Annotated in this window: 18 protein-coding genes; 13 read left to right on the top strand and 5 right to left on the bottom strand. The window is 64.0% G+C overall.

Going from position 1 to position 21,078, the window contains the following annotated elements; translation table 11 throughout:
- The first annotated feature begins 121 nt into the window (after positions 1 to 121).
- The 6 genes from FNL14_RS22225 to FNL14_RS22195 all read left to right on the top strand — a co-directional run bounded on the left by FNL14_RS22225 (position 122) and on the right by FNL14_RS22195 (position 8,308).
- On the top strand, positions 122 to 1,855 hold the full coding sequence (locus FNL14_RS22225; RefSeq protein WP_142064773.1) for an ABC transporter ATP-binding protein: 1,734 nt from the start codon (positions 122 to 124) through the stop codon (positions 1,853 to 1,855).
- Complete coding sequence (locus FNL14_RS22220; protein ID WP_142064770.1) at positions 1,852 to 3,924, top strand: ABC transporter ATP-binding protein; 2,073 nt, start codon at positions 1,852 to 1,854, stop codon at positions 3,922 to 3,924. Before FNL14_RS22225 ends, FNL14_RS22220 begins: the two co-directional genes overlap by 4 nt.
- An 83-nt stretch (positions 3,925 to 4,007) precedes the next feature.
- Entirely contained in the window at positions 4,008 to 4,424 is a 417-nt protein-coding gene (locus FNL14_RS22210; RefSeq protein ID WP_142064791.1) for a thioesterase family protein, read from the top strand.
- A gap of 94 nt (positions 4,425 to 4,518) precedes the next feature.
- Positions 4,519 to 4,776 (top strand): hypothetical protein, encoded by a 258-nt coding sequence (locus FNL14_RS22205; protein ID WP_091417365.1) that lies wholly within the window; start codon positions 4,519 to 4,521, stop codon positions 4,774 to 4,776.
- A 69-nt stretch (positions 4,777 to 4,845) separates the two neighbouring features.
- Positions 4,846 to 7,077, top strand: coding sequence for an McrB family protein (locus FNL14_RS22200; protein WP_142064767.1), 2,232 nt, complete (start codon positions 4,846 to 4,848; stop codon positions 7,075 to 7,077).
- Positions 7,064 to 8,308 carry a restriction endonuclease gene (locus FNL14_RS22195; RefSeq protein ID WP_181762744.1) on the top strand — a complete coding sequence of 415 codons (1,245 nt, stop codon included), beginning with the start codon at positions 7,064 to 7,066 and terminating at the stop codon, positions 8,306 to 8,308. Before FNL14_RS22200 ends, FNL14_RS22195 begins: the two co-directional genes overlap by 14 nt.
- A gap of 34 nt (positions 8,309 to 8,342) precedes the next feature.
- Here the strand turns inward: FNL14_RS22195 and FNL14_RS22190 are convergent, their stop codons facing one another.
- A complete protein-coding gene (locus tag FNL14_RS22190; RefSeq protein ID WP_142064761.1) occupies positions 8,343 to 9,998 on the bottom strand; it encodes a cell wall metabolism sensor histidine kinase WalK in 1,656 nt (551 codons plus the stop codon).
- A 94-nt stretch (positions 9,999 to 10,092) separates the two neighbouring features.
- Between FNL14_RS22190 and FNL14_RS22185 the strand changes: the two genes are divergently transcribed.
- Positions 10,093 to 10,860 (top strand): response regulator transcription factor, encoded by a 768-nt coding sequence (locus FNL14_RS22185; protein ID WP_170850697.1) that lies wholly within the window; start codon positions 10,093 to 10,095, stop codon positions 10,858 to 10,860.
- Here FNL14_RS22185 and FNL14_RS22180 read toward each other — a convergent pair.
- The 3 genes from FNL14_RS22180 to FNL14_RS22170 all read right to left on the bottom strand — a co-directional run bounded on the left by FNL14_RS22180 (position 10,833) and on the right by FNL14_RS22170 (position 12,459).
- Entirely contained in the window at positions 10,833 to 11,243 is a 411-nt protein-coding gene (locus FNL14_RS22180) for an Hpt domain-containing protein (protein ID WP_142064759.1), read from the bottom strand. The two genes, FNL14_RS22185 and FNL14_RS22180, sit on opposite strands and share 28 nt — an antisense overlap.
- Positions 11,244 to 11,542: 299 nt before the next feature.
- Positions 11,543 to 12,007, bottom strand: coding sequence for a very short patch repair endonuclease (locus tag FNL14_RS22175; RefSeq protein WP_142064756.1), 465 nt, complete (start codon positions 12,005 to 12,007; stop codon positions 11,543 to 11,545).
- Positions 12,008 to 12,030: 23 nt separating this feature from the next.
- Positions 12,031 to 12,459, bottom strand: a complete 429-nt coding sequence (locus tag FNL14_RS22170; protein WP_091417377.1) for a pyridoxamine 5'-phosphate oxidase family protein — start codon at positions 12,457 to 12,459, stop codon at positions 12,031 to 12,033.
- Positions 12,460 to 12,635: 176 nt separating this feature from the next.
- On the opposite strand from FNL14_RS22170, the gene FNL14_RS22165 reads away from it, so the two are divergent.
- The 4 genes from FNL14_RS22165 (at position 12,636) to FNL14_RS22150 (ending at position 17,360) form a co-directional block, all read left to right on the top strand.
- Positions 12,636 to 14,351 (top strand): cytosine permease, encoded by a 1,716-nt coding sequence (locus FNL14_RS22165; protein ID WP_142064753.1) that lies wholly within the window; start codon positions 12,636 to 12,638, stop codon positions 14,349 to 14,351.
- A gap of 197 nt (positions 14,352 to 14,548) precedes the next feature.
- A complete protein-coding gene (locus FNL14_RS22160; protein ID WP_142064750.1) occupies positions 14,549 to 15,199 on the top strand; it encodes a DUF6318 family protein in 651 nt (216 codons plus the stop codon).
- Positions 15,200 to 15,324: 125 nt separating this feature from the next.
- Positions 15,325 to 16,149: a hypothetical protein gene (locus tag FNL14_RS22155; RefSeq protein ID WP_142064747.1), complete on the top strand. Its 825-nt coding sequence runs from the start codon at positions 15,325 to 15,327 to the stop codon at positions 16,147 to 16,149.
- A gap of 140 nt (positions 16,150 to 16,289) precedes the next feature.
- Positions 16,290 to 17,360, top strand: a complete 1,071-nt coding sequence (locus FNL14_RS22150) for an alkene reductase (protein ID WP_142064745.1) — start codon at positions 16,290 to 16,292, stop codon at positions 17,358 to 17,360.
- 233 nt (positions 17,361 to 17,593) lie between these two features.
- Here FNL14_RS22150 and FNL14_RS22145 read toward each other — a convergent pair whose 3' ends face one another.
- Positions 17,594 to 17,890 (bottom strand): hypothetical protein, encoded by a 297-nt coding sequence (locus FNL14_RS22145; RefSeq protein ID WP_091417945.1) that lies wholly within the window; start codon positions 17,888 to 17,890, stop codon positions 17,594 to 17,596.
- Between the two features lie 142 nt (positions 17,891 to 18,032).
- Between FNL14_RS22145 and FNL14_RS22140 the strand changes: the two genes are divergently transcribed.
- Together FNL14_RS22140 and FNL14_RS22135 are read left to right on the top strand one after the other, a co-directional pair.
- Entirely contained in the window at positions 18,033 to 20,468 is a 2,436-nt protein-coding gene (locus FNL14_RS22140; protein ID WP_142064743.1) for a Tex family protein, read from the top strand.
- Positions 20,469 to 20,535: 67 nt separating this feature from the next.
- Entirely contained in the window at positions 20,536 to 20,856 is a 321-nt protein-coding gene (locus tag FNL14_RS22135) for a hypothetical protein (protein WP_091417948.1), read from the top strand.
- The last annotated feature ends 222 nt before the right edge of the window (positions 20,857 to 21,078 follow it).

Genomic DNA, 21,078 nt, shown 5'->3' with positions numbered 1-21,078 from the left:
CACCGGAACCACCCGGTGCCCGGCGGCGGCTCTGTGCTTCCCGGACCCGAATTAATCAATTCCACGGAAAATATGCTTCCCGGGCGGCGTGTTGTCGGTGGTCAACACTAGAGTTGGAATCATGCTCCTCACCCTCATCCGGCGCTACTCAAAACCGTATGCGCCGTACATTCTGGCTGTCATTTTCTTCCAGCTGGCTTCCACCATCGCGGCCCTCTACCTGCCGAGCCTGAACGCCCGGATCATCGACGAAGGCGTGTCCCGCGGGGATACCGACTTCATCTGGCGTACGGGTGCCGTGATGCTGCTGGTGGCGTTCGTCCAGGTGGGCACTGCGATTGCCGGTGTCTACTTTGGCTCCAAGACCGCGATGGCCCTCGGCCGGGACCTGCGGCGCGCAGTGTTCCGCAAAGTCACCAGCTTCTCCGCCAAGGACGTCAACGCCTTTGGTGCGCCTACGCTGATCACGCGCGGCACCAACGACGTCCAGCAGGTGCAGATGCTCGTGCTGATGGGATTGAACTTCATGGTGGCCACCCCCATCATGTGCGTCGGCGGCATCATCATGGCGCTGCGTGAGGATATCAGCCTGTCCTGGCTTGTCTGGGTCTCCGTGCCCCTGCTGACCGTTGTGGTGGGGTACCTCGTGGTCCGGCTGATGCCGCTGTTCCGGTCCATGCAGAAAAAGATCGACCGCATCAACGCGGTGCTGCGCGAGCAGATCATTGGCATCCGCGTGGTGCGGGCATTCGTCCGCGAACCGTACGAAACCGAGCGGTTTGGTGAGGCCAACAAGGAGCTGACCGACGTCTCCCTGAAGATCGGCTCCCTGTTTGTTCTGATGTTCCCGGCCATCGGCATGATCCTGCACCTGTCCACCGCCGCAGTGCTCTGGTTTGGCGGGCAGCGCGTGGACTCCGGAGACATGCAGGTGGGCGCCCTGACGGCGTTCCTGCAATACCTGCTGCAGATCCTGGTGGCCGTCATGATGGGCACCTTTATGGCCATGATGATTCCCCGCGCCTCGGTCTGTGCCGACCGCATCGGCGAGGTGCTCGACGTCGAGCCCTCCATCCATGACCCCGAGCGGCCGGAGGCGCCCGCGTCCCTCGCCGGCGTGGTCGAATACCGGAACGTCACGTTCGCCTACCCCGGCGCCGAAGCGCCGGTCCTGAGCAACGTCAGCTTCACTGCCCGGCCGGGCCAGACCATCGCGATCATTGGTTCCACAGGTGCGGGCAAGACGTCCCTGCTCTCGCTCCTGCCGCGCCTGTACGACACCGTTGAGGGCGAGGTGCTGTTGGACGGAGTTCCCGTCAGCAGGCTGGACCGCACCGAGATCACCAAGCGGGTGGCGCTGGTGCCCCAGCGGCCCTACCTTTTCTCGGGCACCATCGAGCACAACCTGCGCTTCGGCAAGACCGAGGCCACTGACCACGAACTCTGGGACGCGCTCGAGGTGGCACAGGGGGCGGACTTTGTCCGGGAGAAAAAGAACGGGCTGAACTCCCGCATCTCCCAGGGCGGCACCAACGTTTCCGGCGGGCAGCGGCAGCGCCTCTGCATTGCCCGGGCCCTGGTGACCAAACCCCGCGTTTATCTGTTTGATGACTCCTTCTCCGCCCTGGACGTCGCCACGGACGCCCGGCTCCGGGCCGCGCTCAAGCACAGCACTGCCGACGCCACCGTCATCATCGTGGCCCAGCGGATTTCCACGATCACCGAAGCGGACCAGATCCTGGTGCTGGACAACGGCCGGATCGTGGACCGCGGAACACACGAGGAACTCCTGGAAACCTCACCCACCTACCAGGAAATTGTTGAATCCCAGCTGAGCGTGGAGGAAATGGTATGAGCGCCCGCAAGAAGGACTCCACCGGGGTGAAAGACACCGTTGCCGAAGAGCAGCTCAACGCCGGACCGGCGGCGGACGTCCTGGAAGACGACGAATTCGTCGAGGAGGAGTACAAGCCCTCCGAAGCTGACGGCGACATGTTCGGCGGCATGCCTGCGAAGAAGGCCGAGCACTTCTGGCCCTCTGCCAAGCGGCTGATGGGGCTGCTGAAGCCTGAGGCGCTGGGGATCTACGTGGTGGTGGCTATGGTGGTTATCGCCGTGGTCCTGAACGTCATCGCCCCCAAGATCCTGGGCCAGGCCATGGACGTCATCTTCGCCGGGGTGGTGGGCAAACAGCTTCCCGCCGGGGTGAGCAAGGACCAGTTCGTGGACGGCCTGCGGCAGCAGGGCCAGGACAACTTCGCTGACATGGTGTCGCGGATGGAGCTTGTGCCCGGCACCGGCATCAACTTCGACAAGCTCACCACACTCATCGCCGTGGTGCTGCTGATGTACTTCGTGGCCAACATCTTCCTGTGGCTGCAGGGGTATGTACTGAACCGCATCGTGATGAAGGTGATCCGCCGGCTCCGCGACGATACCGAGAAGAAGCTCAACCGGCTGCCGCTGAACTACTTCGACACCCGCCAGCGCGGCGACGTCCTGTCCCGGGTGACCAACGACGTCGACAATATCCAGCAGGCGCTCCAGCAGGCCTTCGCCCAGCTGATTAACTCAGTCCTGACGGTGTTGGGCATCGTGGTCATGATGTTCATCGTGTCCTGGCAGCTGGCGCTCATCGCACTGGTCGCCCTGCCGCTCTCCGGCGTGGCTGCCGGCATGATCGGCGTGCGCAGCCAGAAACTGTTCGCCGCCCAGTGGAAGAACACCGGTTCCCTGAATGGGCAGATCGAGGAATCCTTCTCCGGGCACGACCTCGTGAAGGTCTTCGGCCGGGACGCCGACATGCTGGAAAGGTTCGAGGAACGCAACGAGGCCCTTTACAAGGCAAGCTTCGGTGCCCAGTTCGTCTCCGGCATCATCTTCCCGGTGATGCAGTTCGTGTCCTACCTCAGCTACGTCGGGATCGCCGTGGTGGGCGGCCTCCGGGTTGCTTCGGGCTCCATGTCGCTGGGAGATGCGACGGCGTTCATCCAGTACTCGCGCGAGTTCACCCAGCCGCTGGGCCAGATGGCAGGCATGGCCAACATGCTCCAGTCCGGCGTGGCGTCCTCGGAGCGCGTGTTCGAGTTCCTCGACGCCGACGAACAGGACACTGAAACCGCCACCGAGCACCTTCCGCCCAAGACGGACGGGCACGTGGACTTCAAGGACGTCACCTTCAGCTACACCGAGGACAAGAAGCTGATCGAGAACCTGTCCTTCACGGCCGAACCGGGAAACACCGTGGCGATCGTGGGGCCGACAGGTGCCGGCAAGACCACCCTGGTGAACCTGGTGATGCGCTTCTACGAGCTCAACTCCGGATCCATCACCCTGGACGGGGTGGACATCACCCACCTCAGCCGGTCCGAGCTCCGCTCCAAGGTGGGCATGGTGCTGCAGGACGCCTGGCTGTTCGGCGGTTCCATTTACGACAACATCCGCTACGGCAACCTCGACGCCACCGAAGAGCAGGTGATGGCCGCAGCCAAAGCCACGTTCGTGGACCGGTTCGTCCGTGCCCTGCCCGAGGGTTACAACACGGTCATCGACGAGGAAGGCAACAACGTCAGCGCCGGCGAAAAGCAGCTCATCACCATCGCCCGCGCGTTCGTGGCCAACCCGTCACTGCTGATCCTCGATGAGGCCACCAGCTCCGTTGATACCCGCACCGAACTTCTCGTGCAAAAGGCCATGGCAGCGCTGCGGACGGACCGCACCAGCTTTGTGATCGCCCACCGGCTCTCCACCATCCGCGACGCCGACACCATCCTGGTGATGGAAAACGGCAGGATCGTGGAACAGGGCAACCACAAGGTCCTCCTGGCGGCCGGAGGAGCCTACTACCGGCTCTACATGTCCCAGTTCGCGGGCGCGGACGCAGGGGAAGCGCCGGTGGATGACTCGACGGCGGTGCACAGCTGAGCGCGCAGGAGACCGGGTTGCAGGTGGACGCGGAGCGGGAGGACGCGGCGCAGGAGGCCAGCCGCATCGAGGTGCTGGTCCCCATGCGCTGGGGCGATATGGACGCCTACGGCCACATCAACAATGTCCAGATCGTTCGGATGCTGGAGGAAGCCCGGATCGCGGCCTTCGGGCCGCCCCGGGGAGCGGGACTGCCGGGCGTGGAACCGCACGTCTCCCTGTTCAACGATGTTCCCGAGGGCACCATGGCGCTGGTGGTGGACCACAAGATCCGGTACGTCAGGACGTTGGAGTACCGGAACGTTCCTGCCGTGGTGCAGGTGTGGATCGGCGCGGTCAAAGGCGCCAGTTTCGATATCCACTACCTGCTCCAGGACCCCGTCACCCGGGAAGACTGCGTGAAGGCCAGCAGCCACCTGGCTTTTGTGGACGAGAGAACGGGGCGGGTGCAGCGCCTCACGCCCGAGCAGAAGGAACGGATGGCACCGTTCACGGCGTGACCGGCGGACCTGGTTCCACTGGCGCTTACAGAAAAGATTGCACAGAAAAGCACCCCGTCAGAAACTGATAACCCGAACCAAGGAGCAGATCATCATGGCCAAGAACAAGACCCGAGTCGCCAGGAAGAAGAAGACCTGGAAGGAAATGTCCCCGGCCGCGAAGGCCGGCACCATTCTGGCCGGACTCGTCAACCTGTCCCTGCTGATTGCAGCGCAGCGGGACATTTCCCAGCGCCCGGCGGCCCAGATCAACGGTCCTAAAGCTGCCTGGCGGGCGGCATCATTCATCAATTTCATTGGCCCGGTGGGGTACTTCACCTTCGGCCGGAAGCGGCCCATAACAGCGATGTAGCCGCTGAAACCGGACGGGCGCCAGGCCGCTCTGAGCGCCCGTCCAGCTTCACCCTGTAAATTTGAGTCCATGACCCCCACTGCCACTGTTGCCATGACCCGCGCCCTCGGCATCTCCAAGGAGATTGAGGATGCGGCGTGGTTCGTACTGGGGCCGGGTCTGCAGGGAAAGGCTTCACCCCTGGACGGCCGCACCAGGACGTGGTCCGTTCCGGCCGCCGCGGAGTTGCTTGATCGCCTGGACCGGGGCATCGCTGACTCCAAGGCCCCCATGATGACAAACCTCCGTGAGAACCTGGAGGGCGCCACCCGAGGGGCCAAGCAGCTGGCCGTGGAACTGCTGTTCCTGCAGTCACTTCCGCTGGCCCACGAGGTGAAATCCTTGAAGGTCAAGCGCGCCCGCGTGGCCGAGGCCGCGGGCTGGCTGGAGCCGCCGCTGGAACTCCCGGTCGAGCTGTACGCGGGCATGACGGACCACGGCGTGATCCGCGACCGGACCGCCGAATTCAACTGGACCATCTGGGACCACCTCAAATGGCTGTGCCGCTTTGTGCAGAACGTGGCCCAGCGGCCGGCAAGCGTGGTGCAGGCAGCCATCAAGGACCCCCTGCAGTTCCACCGGCTCGCCGCATCCACGCCGGACGATCAGCCCGCCATCCGCCGCAGCATCGAGTTCCTCGCCTGGCCCAGCTACTTCGAGCCGGTCGTGGCGGACGTGGAGCGGCAGGAAATCCGGGACGCGTTCGCCTCGCTGGTGGGCGGGGCCAAAGGCGACAGCGAAGAGGACATCACCGCGGACATCCACCGCATCCGCCTCCACCTGGATGAACAGGCCGGGCAGCGGATCGACTGGTACGCCCGGCAGCTGATCAGCCAGTGGCGCAAGGTGGGCGACCCCGGCCGGCGCGCGTGGCTGCTCCGCACGCACAGCGACAACACCGAGCTGCTCACGGCCTGGTCGGACGAGGAGAAGGTGACGCTCGACGTCGAACATCTCCGCCTGCTGGGCCCCGGCGTCACCGCAGGGGTGGTGCAGCACGCCGTGGACGAGGACTACAAGCACCTCGGCTACGTTGAACGCGAGGACACCAAAACCGCCGTTTTTGCCTTCTTGACCGTGATGAAACCCGGGGACCTGGTGCTGTACCAGCACGCCGGAAAGGTTCGGCTGGGCGGGGTGCTCGGCGAGCCTGAACACAATGAGGACAACCGGCGGCTGCGCCGGAAGGTGCGCTGGTTCGACGAAGGGCACACCACCACCAGCCTTCCCCGGCACGTCCAGCGCCAGCTCGCCACCCCGGGCATCGTCGTTGACGTGACCCGCGTGGTCCAGGCCCTGCAGGGCCTGCTGCCCGCCGAAGCGGAAACCGAGCCCGACGGCGACGCTGAAGCGGCCGCCGTCGTCCCTCCCGTCCAGGAAGGCTTCCGCCCGCTGACCCGCGAGTTCGCTGACTCGCTGCACATGGAACTTGAGCCGCTGCAGGAGATCGCGGAACTGCTGGAGGAAAACCGGCAGCTGGTCCTGTACGGCCCGCCAGGCACCGGGAAGACCTACCTGGCCAAGCACCTCGCGGCCGAGCTCGCGGACGACACCACTGACGAGCGGGTCAAACTCGTGCAGTTCCACCCGTCCTACGCTTACGAGGATTTCTTCGAAGGCTACCGGCCGGATAAAACGGACGAGGGCCAGGTGTCCTTCAAGCTCGTCGCCGGACCGCTGCGCCGGCTGGCGGAGGAGGCGGCCAAACCCGGCAATGAGAAAAAGCCGTACTTCCTCATCATCGACGAAATGAACCGCGCCAACCTCGCCAAGGTGTTCGGCGAGCTGTACTTCCTGCTGGAGTACCGCGACGACCGGATCTACCTGCAGTACAGCCCCAACGAGCCGTTTACGCTGCCGGACAACCTGTACATCATCGGCACCATGAACACAGCGGACCGGTCCATCGCCATGATGGACGCCGCGATCCGCCGCCGCTTTGCCTTCATCGAACTGCACCCGCAGACCGAACCGGTGAAGGGGTCCCTGCTGCGGTTCCTTGAAGCCCGCCAGCTGGACACCACCCCGGCGCGGCTTCTGGATGCGTTGAACGGGGCCATCGACGAGTGGGACCGGGACCTGATGATCGGCCCCTCGTACTTCATGAAGCCGGCCGCCCGGACGCCCGCCGGTTTGCGCCGGATCTGGAAGTACGAGCTGATGCCACTGCTCGAGGAGCACTACCACGGACAGCTGACCCGGGCGCAACTCGAGGAACGCTTCGGGCTGGACCGGCTGCTGGAACGCCTTGCAGGCCGCTGATCCACGTGCTTCTGTCCGGCACCTGGTGTTGGACGAATTGTCCCGCGGCATCGTGGAACGGCTGGACCCGGCCAGCGCCTCCTTCCTGAACTCCAGCGGCCTGGCCAAGGCCTCGCCGATGGGTATGGGGCTCTACCGGATTGAGCCGATAGGCAAGGTGGGCTCGGTGCGGACTTCTACGGTGCAGCTCGATGTCCGGCCCAAGGACCGGCTGGGGCTCAGCCGGCTCCTGGTCCTGCTCAGCTACGCGGGTGAACAGGGTTTCCGTCCCGACTCCGTGGCCGCCGTGGAGGAGCGGGAACTGTGGAGCGCCCTGGCTGAATCCCTGGCCCAGCTGGCGGAGCGGGCGCTGGGCCGCGGTGTGCTGCAGGGCTACCGCACCGTGGACGAGTCACTGCGCACCGTTAAAGGCCGGATCAGGATCTCGGACCAGATCTCCCGGCGGCCCGGCATGCTGGTACCGCTGGAAGTGTCCTACGACGAATTCAGCGAGGACATCGCCGAAAACCGCATCCTGCGGGCGGCACTGGAACGCATGGGCCAGGTACCGCGGGTCCGGCCCGACGTCCTGAGCCGGCTGCGCCAACTCAAGGGAAAGCTCGACGCCGTCACCCGCCTTCCAGCCGGCGCTCCGCTGCCGCCGTGGACAGCCACCCGCATGAATGTCCGCTACCACGCCGTCCTCCGCCTGTCGGAGCTCATCCTGCGCAACGCCTCCGCGGAAGCCGGCGAAGGCCACCAGCAGACCGCGTCCTTTGTGGTGGACATGGCCCAGGTGTTCGAGGACTTCGTGGGCAAGGCGCTGCGCGAGGCGATGGCTTCCTATCCCGGGGAGCTACGGCTCCAGTACAACGCGCTCCTGAGCGAGGCGGTGCGGGACGCTGACCGGTTATCTGTGCGGCCGGACGCGGTGCACCTGCTGGGCGGCCGGCCCGTGGTGGCTTACAACACCAAGTACAAGGCTGCCTCAGACCTCGGAGCCTCCCTGACCGCTGACCACTACCAGATGCTGGCGCACTGCACCGCCCTGGCCGTGCCCACCGCCTGGCTGGTTTACGCCGGCGCGGGGGAAGTAAAACTGCGGCGCATCCTGAATACGGACATCGATATTGTCGAGTTTCCGCTGGACCTGTCCCGCCCGCCGTCGGAAATCCTCGCCGCCATCCAGGAACTCGCCCGGCAGTCCTGGGGCGAAATTGTCCGGCAGGCGCGTGCAACCGCCGGTGATTGAGTGCGCAACCGCCGGTGATTGAGCTTGTCGAAATTTAGACGGGGACCCGGAAGATAAACGTGGTTCCTTCGCCGAGTGTGCTTTCCACGCCGATGGTCCCGCCGTGCGCTTCCACAATAGCCTTGCTGATGGGAAGGCCCAGGCCCACTCCGGGAATGGCGGTCCTGCGGACGTTGCTGGTGCGGAAGAACTTGGCGAAGACTTCCGACGCGTCCTCCGGGGTCATACCCATGCCGGTGTCGGTTACCCGGCAGGCGAGGTGGCCGTCCTCCTGGGCCAGCGTCACCAGCACGTTGCCGCCACCGGGGGAGTACTTGATGGCGTTGGAGACCAGGTTGTCCACTACCTGGGAGATCCGGGGCCCGTCGACGTGGGCTTCGAGACGGTCCGGCGTCTCGGCGGTGAGCTCCACACCCGAGGCGGCCGCCCTGGGCATGGCGGAGGAAACACTGGTGCGCACCAGTTCCGCCACATCCACGGCGTGCGGTGTCACGATGAGCTGGCCGTTGCGGCTGGACAGCAGGTCGGACACCAGCGTCAGCAGGCGTTCCGAGTTCCTGCGGATGATCTCCAGCATGTCCACCTGCGATTCGTCGGGTTCGTCACCCAGGAGAATCTCCACGTATCCGAGGATGGACGTCAGCGGCGTCCGGAATTCGTGCGAGACGCTGGAGACAAAGTCGTCCTTGGCGGTCAGCGCGTTGACGAGGTCGGTCACATCGCTGAACGCGATCACGGAGCCGGTGAAGGTGCCGTCGTTGTCCTTCATGGCGCGCGCGGTGGTCACAAAAGCACGCTGTTCGCTGCCGGAACCCAGCCACACCAGGTAGTCGGTAAATGTTTCGCCCAGCACCGCCCGCCGGACCGGACGCTCCTCGACGGGAACAAGGGTTTTCCGGTCCGGGCCGAAGACCAGGAGCTGGGACTCATTCGGATCCGCAATGTCCTTGGGCCGGGCCAGCTCGTGGTTAACCCGCTGCTTCCGGTTCATCAGCACGTCATGCCCGTCGGCGTCAACGGCGAGGACGCCCAGGTGGACGGTGTCCAGGACGGTATTGAGCAATGACTCCTGGCGCTGGCTGCTGCGCAGGTTGGCCTGCAGCTGGGCGTCCTTTTCCTCCAGTTCGCGCTGCTGGCGCATCATGCTGAGCGTGAGGACGCTGACCGAGACGCCAATGCCGAGCATCATCACTGGCAGGAGCAACGACCGCGCAAAATCCTGCCCGGTCAGGGCGCCCTTGATCAGCAAGGGGACCCAGATGATGGCCAGCGGCCCGAGGAAGGACAGCCACAAAGCTGCCCGGGGATAGTAGCCGGACGCGCACAACCAGATCACCGGGAACACGGCAAGCAGGCTGATCCCGGTCAGGCTTTCCTGCCCGCCTTCGCGGCCCAGCGCAATGGAGACGAAGTCCAGGAGCGGTATAACCAGGAAGCTCGTGTATGGCAGCCGGCGCCAGGGCACCAGGTAGCACAGGGCCATGATGGCGATTTGTGACACCAGGAAGGTGACAAACAAGGGGTTGCCCATGGTGGAGGGGAAGAACGCCCAGATCAGGAACGCCGTCAGCAAGGTGGTCACGAACAGCGGCATCTGGCTCAATGCCACGCGCTCAGTCAACGTGTACTCATGGAAAGGGCGCCGGAAAAACCTCAGCTTCCCCGTGGACCATGCGATGGGGTCAGTCATTGCGCGGCAGCTTACGGGGTGGGGTGTGCAGAGCCATAGCAGCAGGATATCCGCAGGCAGCTATACTTCTGACGTCGGCTGCTGAGGGGGCGCTATGAGTGATGCACGTGTGGGACTGGTCATCGAGGATGACCACGACATCCGCGAACTGGTCCGTACTGTCCTGACCCAGGCCGGCTTTGACGTAACCGTTGCCAGCAGCGGCGCCGAGGGCGTCCTGACTGCGAAGACGCTGAACCCGGACGTCATCACCCTGGATCTTGGCCTGCCGGACATCGACGGCTTTGAAGTGTCACGGCAAATCCGCGAGTTCTCGGACGCCTACATCGTGATGCTGACGGCCCGCACGGAAGAGCTGGACACGCTGATCGGGCTCGAATCCGGCGCCGATGATTACCTCACCAAGCCGTTCCGTCCGCGCGAACTCCGCGCCCGGATCGCCGCCATGATGCGGCGCCCCCGTTCCGGGCCCGAATCGGCCGAAGCCTCGGGTGTGGAGGCCTCCGCCGATGCCGCCGCGCATCCCGAGCGGGGGAATTACAGCCACAACGGGCTGGAGCTGAGCTACGCGTCCCGCACGGTGACCGTGGACGGCACGGAAATGAACCTGACCCGCACGGAGTTCGAACTCCTGCACGCCCTGCTGGAAGCAGGCCGGACTGTCCGGACCAAAGCGGACCTGGTGCGCCGGCTGCGGGACGAGGATTACGACGTCGGGGGCTACATCAGCGAAGCGGACGAACGGTCCGTCGAGGTCCACATGGGCAACCTGCGCAAGAAACTGGGTGATTCGCCGCAGAAGCCGCGATGGCTCCAGACGGTGCGCGGCGTCGGCTACCGGCTGGCTCCAAGCGAGCACTGAGACTGCAACCGGTGCATTGTCTGCCGGCTGCACAGGCTGATGGGCCGCAGGAAGGACGCCGCAAGCCTGGGCAGGACGACCGCGACGTCGGCCTTGTAGGCTTCCCTCCGGATTTCACCTTCCAAGGCCATGGCCAGGCCCGCCAGCCGTTCGGCCCCCACCATCTGGCTTGATGTCTTCAAACTCAGGACCGCGTCCACTGACCCGTCCAGGTCCCCGGTGGTCAAAGCCTGCTGCAGCCGTCCGATCCGGTGCGGGAGATAGTCGATGAAGTTTCCCACGAAGATCCTGCAGTAACCCTCGTCCTCCTCAAGTTCCGCACGCAGCCTGTCCAGGACTGACCTGTCCACGAGCGGCCTCCCGGCGTCACCAGACAGCGTCATTACGGTCCTCTCGGCTGGGGCTTTCCACCTGGGAAACGGGGCGCTCATGGGCGGAATTTCGTCTTCTTCAGATTAGGGGTGTTCCTTTTCCTAATAATGGTTTCGCAGGATAATTGTGGGTTTCTTGATGGGACTGCGGGTTTCTGTCCCTAATACTTAAGTCAGGGAATTGTCGGCCAATAAACGCCGGCCGCGGCCGCATGCCGAGATGGAAATGGCCTGCAGTCCCTTATGGGGACAATGCCCCCATCTTTCTGGAACCGCATCAAGATCGGCTCGGATAAAGCCTAAAGATTGGCTCAAGAATGGCGTTTCTCTGTGCCGGGACGATGCGCTGGGCTGGTGGATCCCAGAAACCGCACCAGCTGGGATTCGAGTGCTGAGCTGTCCTTGAGCTCGCACTCCCACAGGGTGAGTACCTCCCAGCCGGCGTCCTCCAGCAAGCGGCGCTGGCTTGCATCGCGCTCCTTGGTGCGTTCGCGCTTCGCGGCCCAGAAGTCGGCATTGGCTTTGGGCGCATGCTGGCCGACGCGGCAGTCATGGAAATGCCAGAAGCAGCCGTTGACGAAAATGACCTTCCGCCGGCCAGCGAACACAAGGTCCGGGTTGCCCGGCAGCCGGCTTCCGCCGGCACGCCCGTGCAGGCGGTACCGGTATCCCTTGGCGTGGAGGAGCCGGCGCACCAGCAGCTCAGGCTTGGTGTGCTTACCCCGGATCCGGGACATGTTCCAGCTGCGCCGCTCCGGCGTGAGCTTATCCGCCATGCTTCCAGTCTAGAAGCCGGGACTCAGCGCTCGGGCTGCTCCCCAAACTGGAAATGGCGTCCGCTGAGGGAGGTGGGTTCGATCTCGACAAAGAAGTCCTTGAGCGTGGGCACCCACGATTTCAGGCCCAGCCCTTCCACCTCCGCCAGTTCGGCTGAGGTGTTCAGCACCCTCGCCTTACCCCGAAGGACCACCGACCATGCCTCGTCCGAGAGGATCCCGTCAGCCTCCAAGAGCACTGCCGGGTTGATGGTCAGCTGGGCGAGCTTGTTGCCCGGTGCGGTCCTCAAGTAGAGCTTGCCTTTGGAACTGACGTAGTTCACGGGAAAGATGTCCGGTTCACCGGCAACGGAGACAACAAGGCGTCCATGCCTTGTCCCTTCCAGCAGGCGCCAGGACTGTTCGTCATTGAGTTCCAGGACAGGGTTTCCATCTGCGTGTTCGAACATCATGGTGCCTATTCTTCTACGTTAGGTAGAAATCCGCTAGGGGAGAATCCGTTGCGGGGCTTCTTGTTGACAGGGGCTGTCAAGGATTAACCCTGTGGAAACAAGGCTGTGACGGGACTGTCGTCCGCGCTGGATAGCGTCAGCGCAGGAAGCTCCTGCAACGAAAGCGACGCACATAGATGAGTAATGACATGGAAACCACCAAATTACTGGAGCCGGCATCGCAGCCGCCTGCCGCCGTCGTCGGCAGTTCTCCTACGGGTAATGCCGCTGCACTGAACGCCACCAAGGAAAGCCTGGAGGATTACACACTCCGGTTTGCGCCGCGATCGTACCGGAAGTGGAGTGCGGGAGTGGTGGCCACCAGTGCGTTGGGCGGCATCGCCTACCTGGCCGACTTCTCGATCGGCGCAAACATTGGCATCGCCTACGGAACCGTGAACGCGATCTTCGGCATCCTCGTGGCCGCCGTGATCATCTTCGCCACAGGTTTCCCGCTGGCCTACTACGCTGCCCGGTACAACATCGATCTGGACCTGATTACCAGGGGTTCCGGCTTTGGCTACTACGGCTCGGTGGTCACCAACGTTATCTTCGCGACCTTCACGTTCATCTTCTTTGCGCTGGAGGGCTCCATCATGGCGCAGGGGCTGGAGGTGGGGCTGGGTGTTCCGCAGTGGTTGGGGTATGCGGCGTCCACTGTCATTATCATTCCGCTGGTGATTTACGGGATGAACACCCTGGCCAAGCTGCAGGTGTGGACCACCCCGCTGTGGCTGCTCCTGATGGTGGTGCCGGTTGGTTACCTGCTGATTTCCCACCCGGAGAGCATCAACAGCTTCTTTGCATACACGGGAGAATCGGGCGACGGCGCGCCGAACCTGGCGTCTGTGATGCTCGCTGCGGGCGTCTGCCTGTCGCTGATGGCGCAGATCGCCGAGCAGATCGACTACCTCCGGTTCATGCCGCCCCGCACCGACGCGAACAAGGGCGCGTGGTGGCGGGCCGTGATCCTGGCCGGACCGGGCTGGGTAATTTTTGGGGCACTGAAGCAGATCGTCGGGTTGTTTATTGCCATCTACCTGATTGCGTCCTTGGATCCCGCAGCGTCTGCCACTGCCAACGAGCCGGTGCACCAGTTCCTGGGTGTTTACCGGGAGATGATGCCGGCGTGGCTGGCCATGACGCTTGCCGTGGTGCTGGTGGTCATTTCGCAGATCAAGATCAATGTCACCAATGCCTACTCCGGGTCCTTGGCCTGGACAAACTCCTTTACCCGGATTACCAAGACGTACCCTGGCCGGATGGTTTTTGTAGTGGTCAACCTGCTCATCGCACTTGTTTTGATGGAAGCCAACATGTTCGATTTCCTCAACACCATTCTTGGCTTCTATGCCAACTGCGCCATGGCGTGGGTTGTGACAGTAGCCTCGGATATTGCCATCAATAAGTACCTGCTGAAGATTTCCCCCAAAGTGCCGGAATTCCGCCGCGGAATGCTTTACGCGGTAAATCCGGTGGGCTTCGTTTCGATGCTGGTTTCTGCCGGGATTTCGATTGCTGTGTTCTTTGGGGCTTTTGGGCCGGCCATCCAGCCCTTCTCGCCGATCTTCGCGGTGGGGCTGGCCCTGGTTCTTCCGCCCGTGCTGGCACTTCTCACGAAGGGGCGGTATTACCTGCGGAGGACCGACGACGGCATCGACCTACCCATGTTCGACCCCGACGGCAACCCCAGCGACGCCAGGCTTCTTTGCCACGTGACCGGGATTGAGTTTGAGCGGCCGGACATGGTCCGGTCCGCGCAGGACGCTCCCGACGGCGGCCCGCAGTACGTTTCGTCCCTGGCACTTTCGACGGACAAGACAGGGGAGTTGGTGCTGCCCGCGAAGCCTTAGTTGCCGCATTTCGTTGTTGAGGAGGCCGGAGCATCTGCTGCTCCGGCCTCCTTTGTGACTTTGTGCCGGCTTCCGGCAGTGGTAGAACCGAGGGCGAAGTGCCTGTGGATAACTCTTATCGCTGAAATGTGATCTGGGCTACCCTTAAGTCACTGTCCGGAGAATGCCGTCTAAAACTACTGGGGGAATAGCGGCCCATGACATCGCACAACAGCTGTACGTCCGGTGGAATGCGCGCAGGCGCAATTGCCTTCATTCTTTTTGGGTCGCTCGTGCTGGCCGGGTGTTCGGGCGGCGCACCTGCAGATCCGGGCCCATCCTCCAGCGCCGCGGAGTCCATGTCGCCCAGCGCCACGCCCACTCCGACGCCGACTCCCAGTGCCGTGTACAAACCCGCGGACGCTTCGGGCCCGGCCCAAAGCGTCCCCGTCCCAGTGCTGCCCGAGGTGGCAAAGACGGAGACGAAGGAGGGGGCGGAAGCATTCACGAAGTATTGGTTTAGCGTGCTGAGTTATGCCTATGAGACGGGTGACACTGAAGCGCTATCGCAGTTTTCCAGACCTGAGTGCACTTTTTGTCAGGGGCTTGTTGATGACATCGAAGCTGCTTGGGCTGAAGACAAGTGGATTTCTGGCGGTCAAATAGAAATTCCGGTTGCAACCGCGAAGCCTTCCACCGAAGGCTCCACGCAGGTGGTTCTTCAAGTGCTGCAAAAAGAAGTGGTCATTCATAACCAAGACGGAAGCCCATATCAAGAGAAGACAGCCGCAACGAACGTCGGAAGCGTCGCTATGGTGAAGTTCTCTGACGCAGGATGGGTGGTCAGCGACCTGGGGTTGATCCGGTAGCCATGGGTGCCATAGGCAAGGTCGTTGCAATCCTCGCCTGCTGTTTAGTGCTTGTGGTGACATCTTTCTTGGTTGCCTATGCAGAAGACGGGTCAAAGTCGAAGCCACGAATCGGTGGAAGCTTTATGGACACCGGGGTTCGAGTGGGGGCGGATACATGGGTACCTGACCCCAATACTGGCGAATTTGGCCACGCTGAACCGGGGGCGGCGCACACGGACCCCAACGAATACAAGTACGAACTTCAGTGCCATCTCGGCGGGGGAGACTTCGACACCCCCTGCCTGGGCCGGCAGTTGGAGTGCAAAGACGGCCCTGATGGTGAAGACGGAATTCCTGTCATCTGGCACTCAAGGCCGCGCGGTGTTCCTGGCGCCGTGTGGGCCATCCACTCGGGACCTACCTGCCTCTTTGACGCTAAGCCAGAGGACCTGCTGCCGCGCATTGCCGCCGACATCCAGCGGGAGTTCCAGAATCTTCCCGTCAATGCCGGAACTGTGGTGGCGCAGCCCAGTCCGCACACACTTCGAGGTGCCGAGACCAACTTCTATGCAGAAGCAACTCAGCAGCAGTTCGACATCAGCATGTTCGGGCAGGCGGTGCACGTTGTCGCAACCCCCGTCCAATACACCTGGAACTACGGCGACGGCACCGTCTTCGGACCTCAGCCGTCCATGGGAGGCCCGCTGCCGCAGGACCGGTGGGGCGAGAAGACCAGGACAAGCCATGCCTACGGCGCAACCGGCGACTTCCAGGTTGTGCTGACCACATCCTTCCAGGGAACGTACTCGGTCAACGCCGGCCCTCCGCTGCCCATCCCCGGCCAGGGGCAGTTCAACGCACCGCCGCAAACCATCAGCGTCTGGCGGTCCCTGACCCGGAACTACGCCGATGACTGCAACGCGAACCCGCAAGGCCAGGGCTGCCCGGGAGTTGGTGCCACGCGGTAGGGGCGGAATTCAGCCAAACCCCCGGCACCCACACAAGTCCGTCGTCGGTCACTGTGTGATTCCCGCCGCATCCGGAATAGTTGCATACGCCTGCCAGTTGGGCCTAACAGAACGTTGGCAACCCCCGAAAGGAACCGCGCATGCTGTTTTCCCCTCTGGCCCTTGGTGAACTTGAACTCCCGAACCGCCTGGTGATGGCGCCCCTGACCCGGCTCCGCGCCGGCGAAGAAGGCATCCCGGGACCCCTCCTCGCAGAGCATTACCGCCAGCGGGCATCCCTGGGCCTGATCGTCAGCGAAGGTACTTACCCCAGCCCCGCCGGCCGGTCCTATCCCGGCCAGCCGGGCATCGTCACCGAAGAGCAGATAGCAGGCTGGAAAAAGGTCACCGACGCCGTCCACGCCGAGGGCGGACGCATGTTCGCCCAGGTCATGCACGGCGGCAGGGTTTCGCACCCGGACATCACGGGCGGCCAGACCATTGTTGCCCCGAGCGCCGTTGCCATCGAGGGTGAGGTCCGCACCCCGGCCGGCAAGCAGCCGTATCCGGTGCCGCATGCGCTGACCACTGACGAACTGCCGCTGGTCATGCAGGAAATCGTCGACGCCTCACTGAACGCCATCGAAGCCGGCTTCGACGGTGTGGAGCTGCACTCGGCCAACGGCTACCTCCTCCACGAGTTCCTGGCACCGAACTCGAACGTCCGAGATGACAGCTACGGCGGTTCCCCCGAAAACCGGGCACGGTTCGTCATCGAGACGGTCAACGCTGTTGTGGCAGCCATCGGAGCCAGCCGGGTTGGCATCCGCATCTCACCCGAGCACAATGTGCAGGGCATCGCCGAAGTGGACGCAGCAGATGTCCGTGCCACCTACGAGGTGCTGGTGGACAGCATCGCCCCGCTGAACCTCGCCTACCTGAGCATCCTGCACCACGAACCCTCCGGCGACCTGGTCCAGGATCTCCGTGCCCGGTTCGGCGGAACGTTCCTGGTCAACACTGGCTTTGGTGTTGTGACCACGCGCGAGGAAGCCGTGGCCCTGGTAGCCGACGGTCACGCCGATGCCGTGGTGGTGGGCCGTCCCGCCATCGCCAACCCGGACCTGGCCCGCCGCTGGAACGAGAGCCTGCCGCTGAACGAGCCGGACCCGTCCACCTTCTACGCGGAGGGCGCTGAGGGCTACACGGATTACCCGGCGTACGCGGGCTAAGGGGCGCTTTCCAAAGCATCCTGTTGACAGAGACGACGGCGGCACCCGGCTTGGGTGCCGCCGTCGTTTGCTGCTCGGTGTGCTGTCCCGGCAGCAGGCGCCAAAAAGCCATCCGACGGCCCTTGGCTAGTGAAGTTGGCCCGCCGGGCTCCTCGGGGAAGCCGGCGGTGATCAGATGCTACTCCAGCAAATGGATTTTTACTATAGGCCGGTTTGGCCATGGTTTCCAGGGGCTACAGGACCGCCTCCCGGCCCGTTCCCTCCGTCATAACAAGCTTCCCGTCCTGAATATTAACCAGGACGCTTTTGGGTTTTCCGCTGACCTTCGTGATCGCCTTAAGGCCGCGGTTGGTCACCTCAACTCCCACATGCGCACCCTTCGCCGGCAGCTCAACTGACACCTCGTTCGCAATGCCAAGGATCGGATTGGTGGACACATCCAAGTCGCGCCGCGCCTGCTTGCCGTTCACCGTCACGGTGATGTTTGCCTCCTCGAACCCCTCCTGAAACACAATAAGCAGCTCCCGCATCATGCCCTCTTCCTCGAGCGTTGGGTTGCCTGAGACGGCATTTCAACTACAGCACTTTGCGGGCGGCAGCGGAATACCCTTACCGCAGGGCTCGCACCGTACGGCAGTGGAGCCGTGCAGCCGCTTAGGGCAAGATGTTCTGGTGACCCAACAGCCGCAGGCCCCTTCCACCACTCCGTCCACGCCCCAGAAACGGGAGGACGGCATCTACACGCAGATTGCCACGGAACTGGGGGTCAAAGCCTGGCAGGTTAAGGCGGCAGTGGAACTGCTCGACGGCGGATCCACCGTGCCCTTCATCGCCCGCTACCGCAAGGAAGCCACCGGGACGCTGGACGATACCCAGCTGCGCGAGCTCGACGAGCGGCTGCGCTACCTCCGCGAACTCGAGGACCGCCGTCGTACAGTGCTCGACTCGGTTGCCGCCCAAGGCCAGCTGACCCCGGAGCTGCAAAAAGCCATCCTTGCCGCCGACACCAAGTCCCGCCTCGAGGACATCTACCTGCCGTTCAAGTCCAAGCGCCGGACCAAGGCGCAGATCGCGCGCGAAGCCGGCCTGGAACCGCTCGCTGAGGCATTGCTCAAACGCCCCGAACTCAATCCGGAACGCGAAGCCGCCAAGTACTTGAACGCCGAGCATGCCGTGGACGATGCCGCCGCGGCCCTCGCAGGTGCCCGGGCCATCCTGGTTGAACGCGCCGCCCAGGACCCTGACCTCGCCGCCACATTGCGTGAGCGGCTGTGGACGCAGGGCCGCATGGTGTCGCGCGTGAAGAAGGGCAAGGAAGCGGACGGGCAGAAGTTCGCCGACTACTTCGAGTTCGCGCAGGCCCCTGCCGGCATGCCGTCCCACCGCGTCCTCGCACTGCTCCGCGGCGAGAAGGACGGCGTCCTCGAGCTGGACCTCACCGAAGCGGATCCCACGGACGACGCCGCCCTCGCCGCCGCACGTTCCCGGTACGAGTCTGCGGTGGCCAGGTGCCTCGGGGTCGCCGACCGCGGCCGGCCCGCCGACGGGTGGTTGGTGGAAACGGCGCAGGTGGCGTGGCGGTCCCGCGTGCTGGCCCGGCTAGCAGCAGACCTGCGAGGCAAGATGTTCGCAACAGCCGAGGACGAGGCCGTGCGCGTTTTCGCTGCGAACCTTCGGGATGTCCTGCTCGCTGCCCCGGCCGGGAACCGGGCGACGCTCGGCCTGGACCCGGGCCTCCGAACCGGCGTCAAAGTAGCTGTGGTGGATGGAACCGGCAAGGTGGTGGCCACCGATACTGTCTACCCGCATGCTCCGGCCAGGAAGTGGGACGAAGCACTGGCAAAGCTGGAGCGGCTGGCGCGGCAGCACGGCGTCGAACTCGTGGCCATTGGCAACGGCACTGCATCCCGGGAAACCGACAAACTCGCCGCCGAGCTGATCAAGCGGCTGCCGGATGTGGACCGGAAGCCGCAGAAACTGGTGGTTTCCGAGGCCGGGGCATCCGTTTACTCAGCGTCCGCTCTAGCGGCGGCGGAACTGCCCGGCATGGATGTATCGCTCCGCGGAGCCGTGTCCATCGCCCGCAGGCTGCAGGACCCACTGGCCGAATTGGTGAAAATTGATCCGAAGTCCATTGGCGTGGGCCAGTACCAGCATGATGTCACGGCGTCGAAACTGGACCGGAGCCTTGACGCCGTGGTGGAGGACTGCGTCAACGCCGTCGGCGTGGATGTGAACACTGCGTCGCCGGCACTGCTCAGCCGGGTGGCGGGCGTGGGGCCATTGCTGAGTGAGAACATCGTCGCCTACCGCAACGAACATGGCCCCTTCGCCAAGCGCGCGGACCTGAAAAAAGTGCCGCGGCTCGGCGCAAAGGCTTTTGAACAGTGCGCCGGCTTCCTACGGATTACCGGGGGAGCGGAACCCCTGGATGCTTCAAGCGTGCACCCGGAGTCCTACTCAGTGGCGCGCAAGATCCTGGTTGCCGCGGGCCCGGCGCCGGCCTCCTCCCTGGATCCCCGCGACTTTGTGGACGAAACTTTCGGCCTGCCCACTGTCAAGGACATCCTGGCGGAGCTGGACAAGCCGGGGAGGGACCCCCGCCCGGCGTTCGCGGCGGCCAGCTTCTCGGAGGGGATCGAGAAGATCTCGGACCTTTTGCCGGGCATGATCCTGGAGGGGACCGTGACCAACGTGGCCGCCTTCGGCGCCTTTGTTGACGTGGGCGTCCACCAGGACGGCCTGGTCCATGTGTCTGCGCTCGCGAACCGCTTTGTGTCTGATCCCCGTGAGGTGGTGAAGTCCGGCCAGGTAGTACGGGTGAAAGTCCTCGAGGCAGACCCCGGGCGGAAGCGGATTTCCCTGACCCTGCGGCTCGACGACGAACCGTCCCCGGGCGGGGCAGCCTCTGCCCGGCAGGGCGGCCGGCCCGGGGCTGACCGCGGACGTGCCCCGGCATCCGACCGGGGCGGGCGCCAGGAGCAGGGGCGGTCCGCAAACAGGCAGAACCGCAAGGCCCCTTCCCCCGGGCGCGCTCCTTCACCCCCGCCGGCACCGGCCGATACTGCGATGGCTGAGGCGCTGCGGAAAGCGGGCCTCGGCAAGTAGGTACGCGCCGGCGGTTGGCCACGTGGGGTTGGTGGATTCGATGGTGCGTTTCTGCAAAGGTGGTTTCATGACCTATTTCCTGGAGTACACCATTCCTGCGCCCGCCAACGACGCCGAGTTTGAGTTCCCCCACGACGAGATCAGCCCCGGCACCACCATCCCGCTGACCCAGACGAAGGCCGACGTTGTGCACACCCCGGAACTGCCGGCGCGGACGGGCATCATCGGCGCCACCGTTCCCGAGGCGAAGCTGGAGGCCGAGCAGTTGATCACCCACAGCCGTGCCACTGAGGCGTCCCTGTACTTCGACCCGTCCAACTCCCTCATTGCGGGTGTAGGTACCCTCGTTGCCACTTTCGCTGACGGCCGCGGCTGGCAGGACATCTAGGCCAACTGCGCCCGTCCCGCAACACCGGCTTCAGCGGGTTGCATTTTCCGTCCCGGAGGAACGTTTGGTTTCCTCCGGGACGGAGCTGTTTAAGCGCCCAAATCCTGGTTCTCTTGGCGCAGGTTCTCGCGCCCCCTCATGACCGGTTGGGCTACGCGCGCGCTGCCGATAAACCCCTATGTACCTAACGGATCAGACGCCCCAGCCCCTTCGCCCCTAGCC

The sequence above is a fragment of the Pseudarthrobacter sp. B4EP4b genome (assembly GCF_006680095.1).
Classification (GTDB): Bacteria; Actinomycetota; Actinomycetes; order Actinomycetales; family Micrococcaceae; genus Arthrobacter.
Note: the sequence above shows the minus strand (reverse complement) of the source record. Positions and strands in the feature narration are given on the sequence as shown.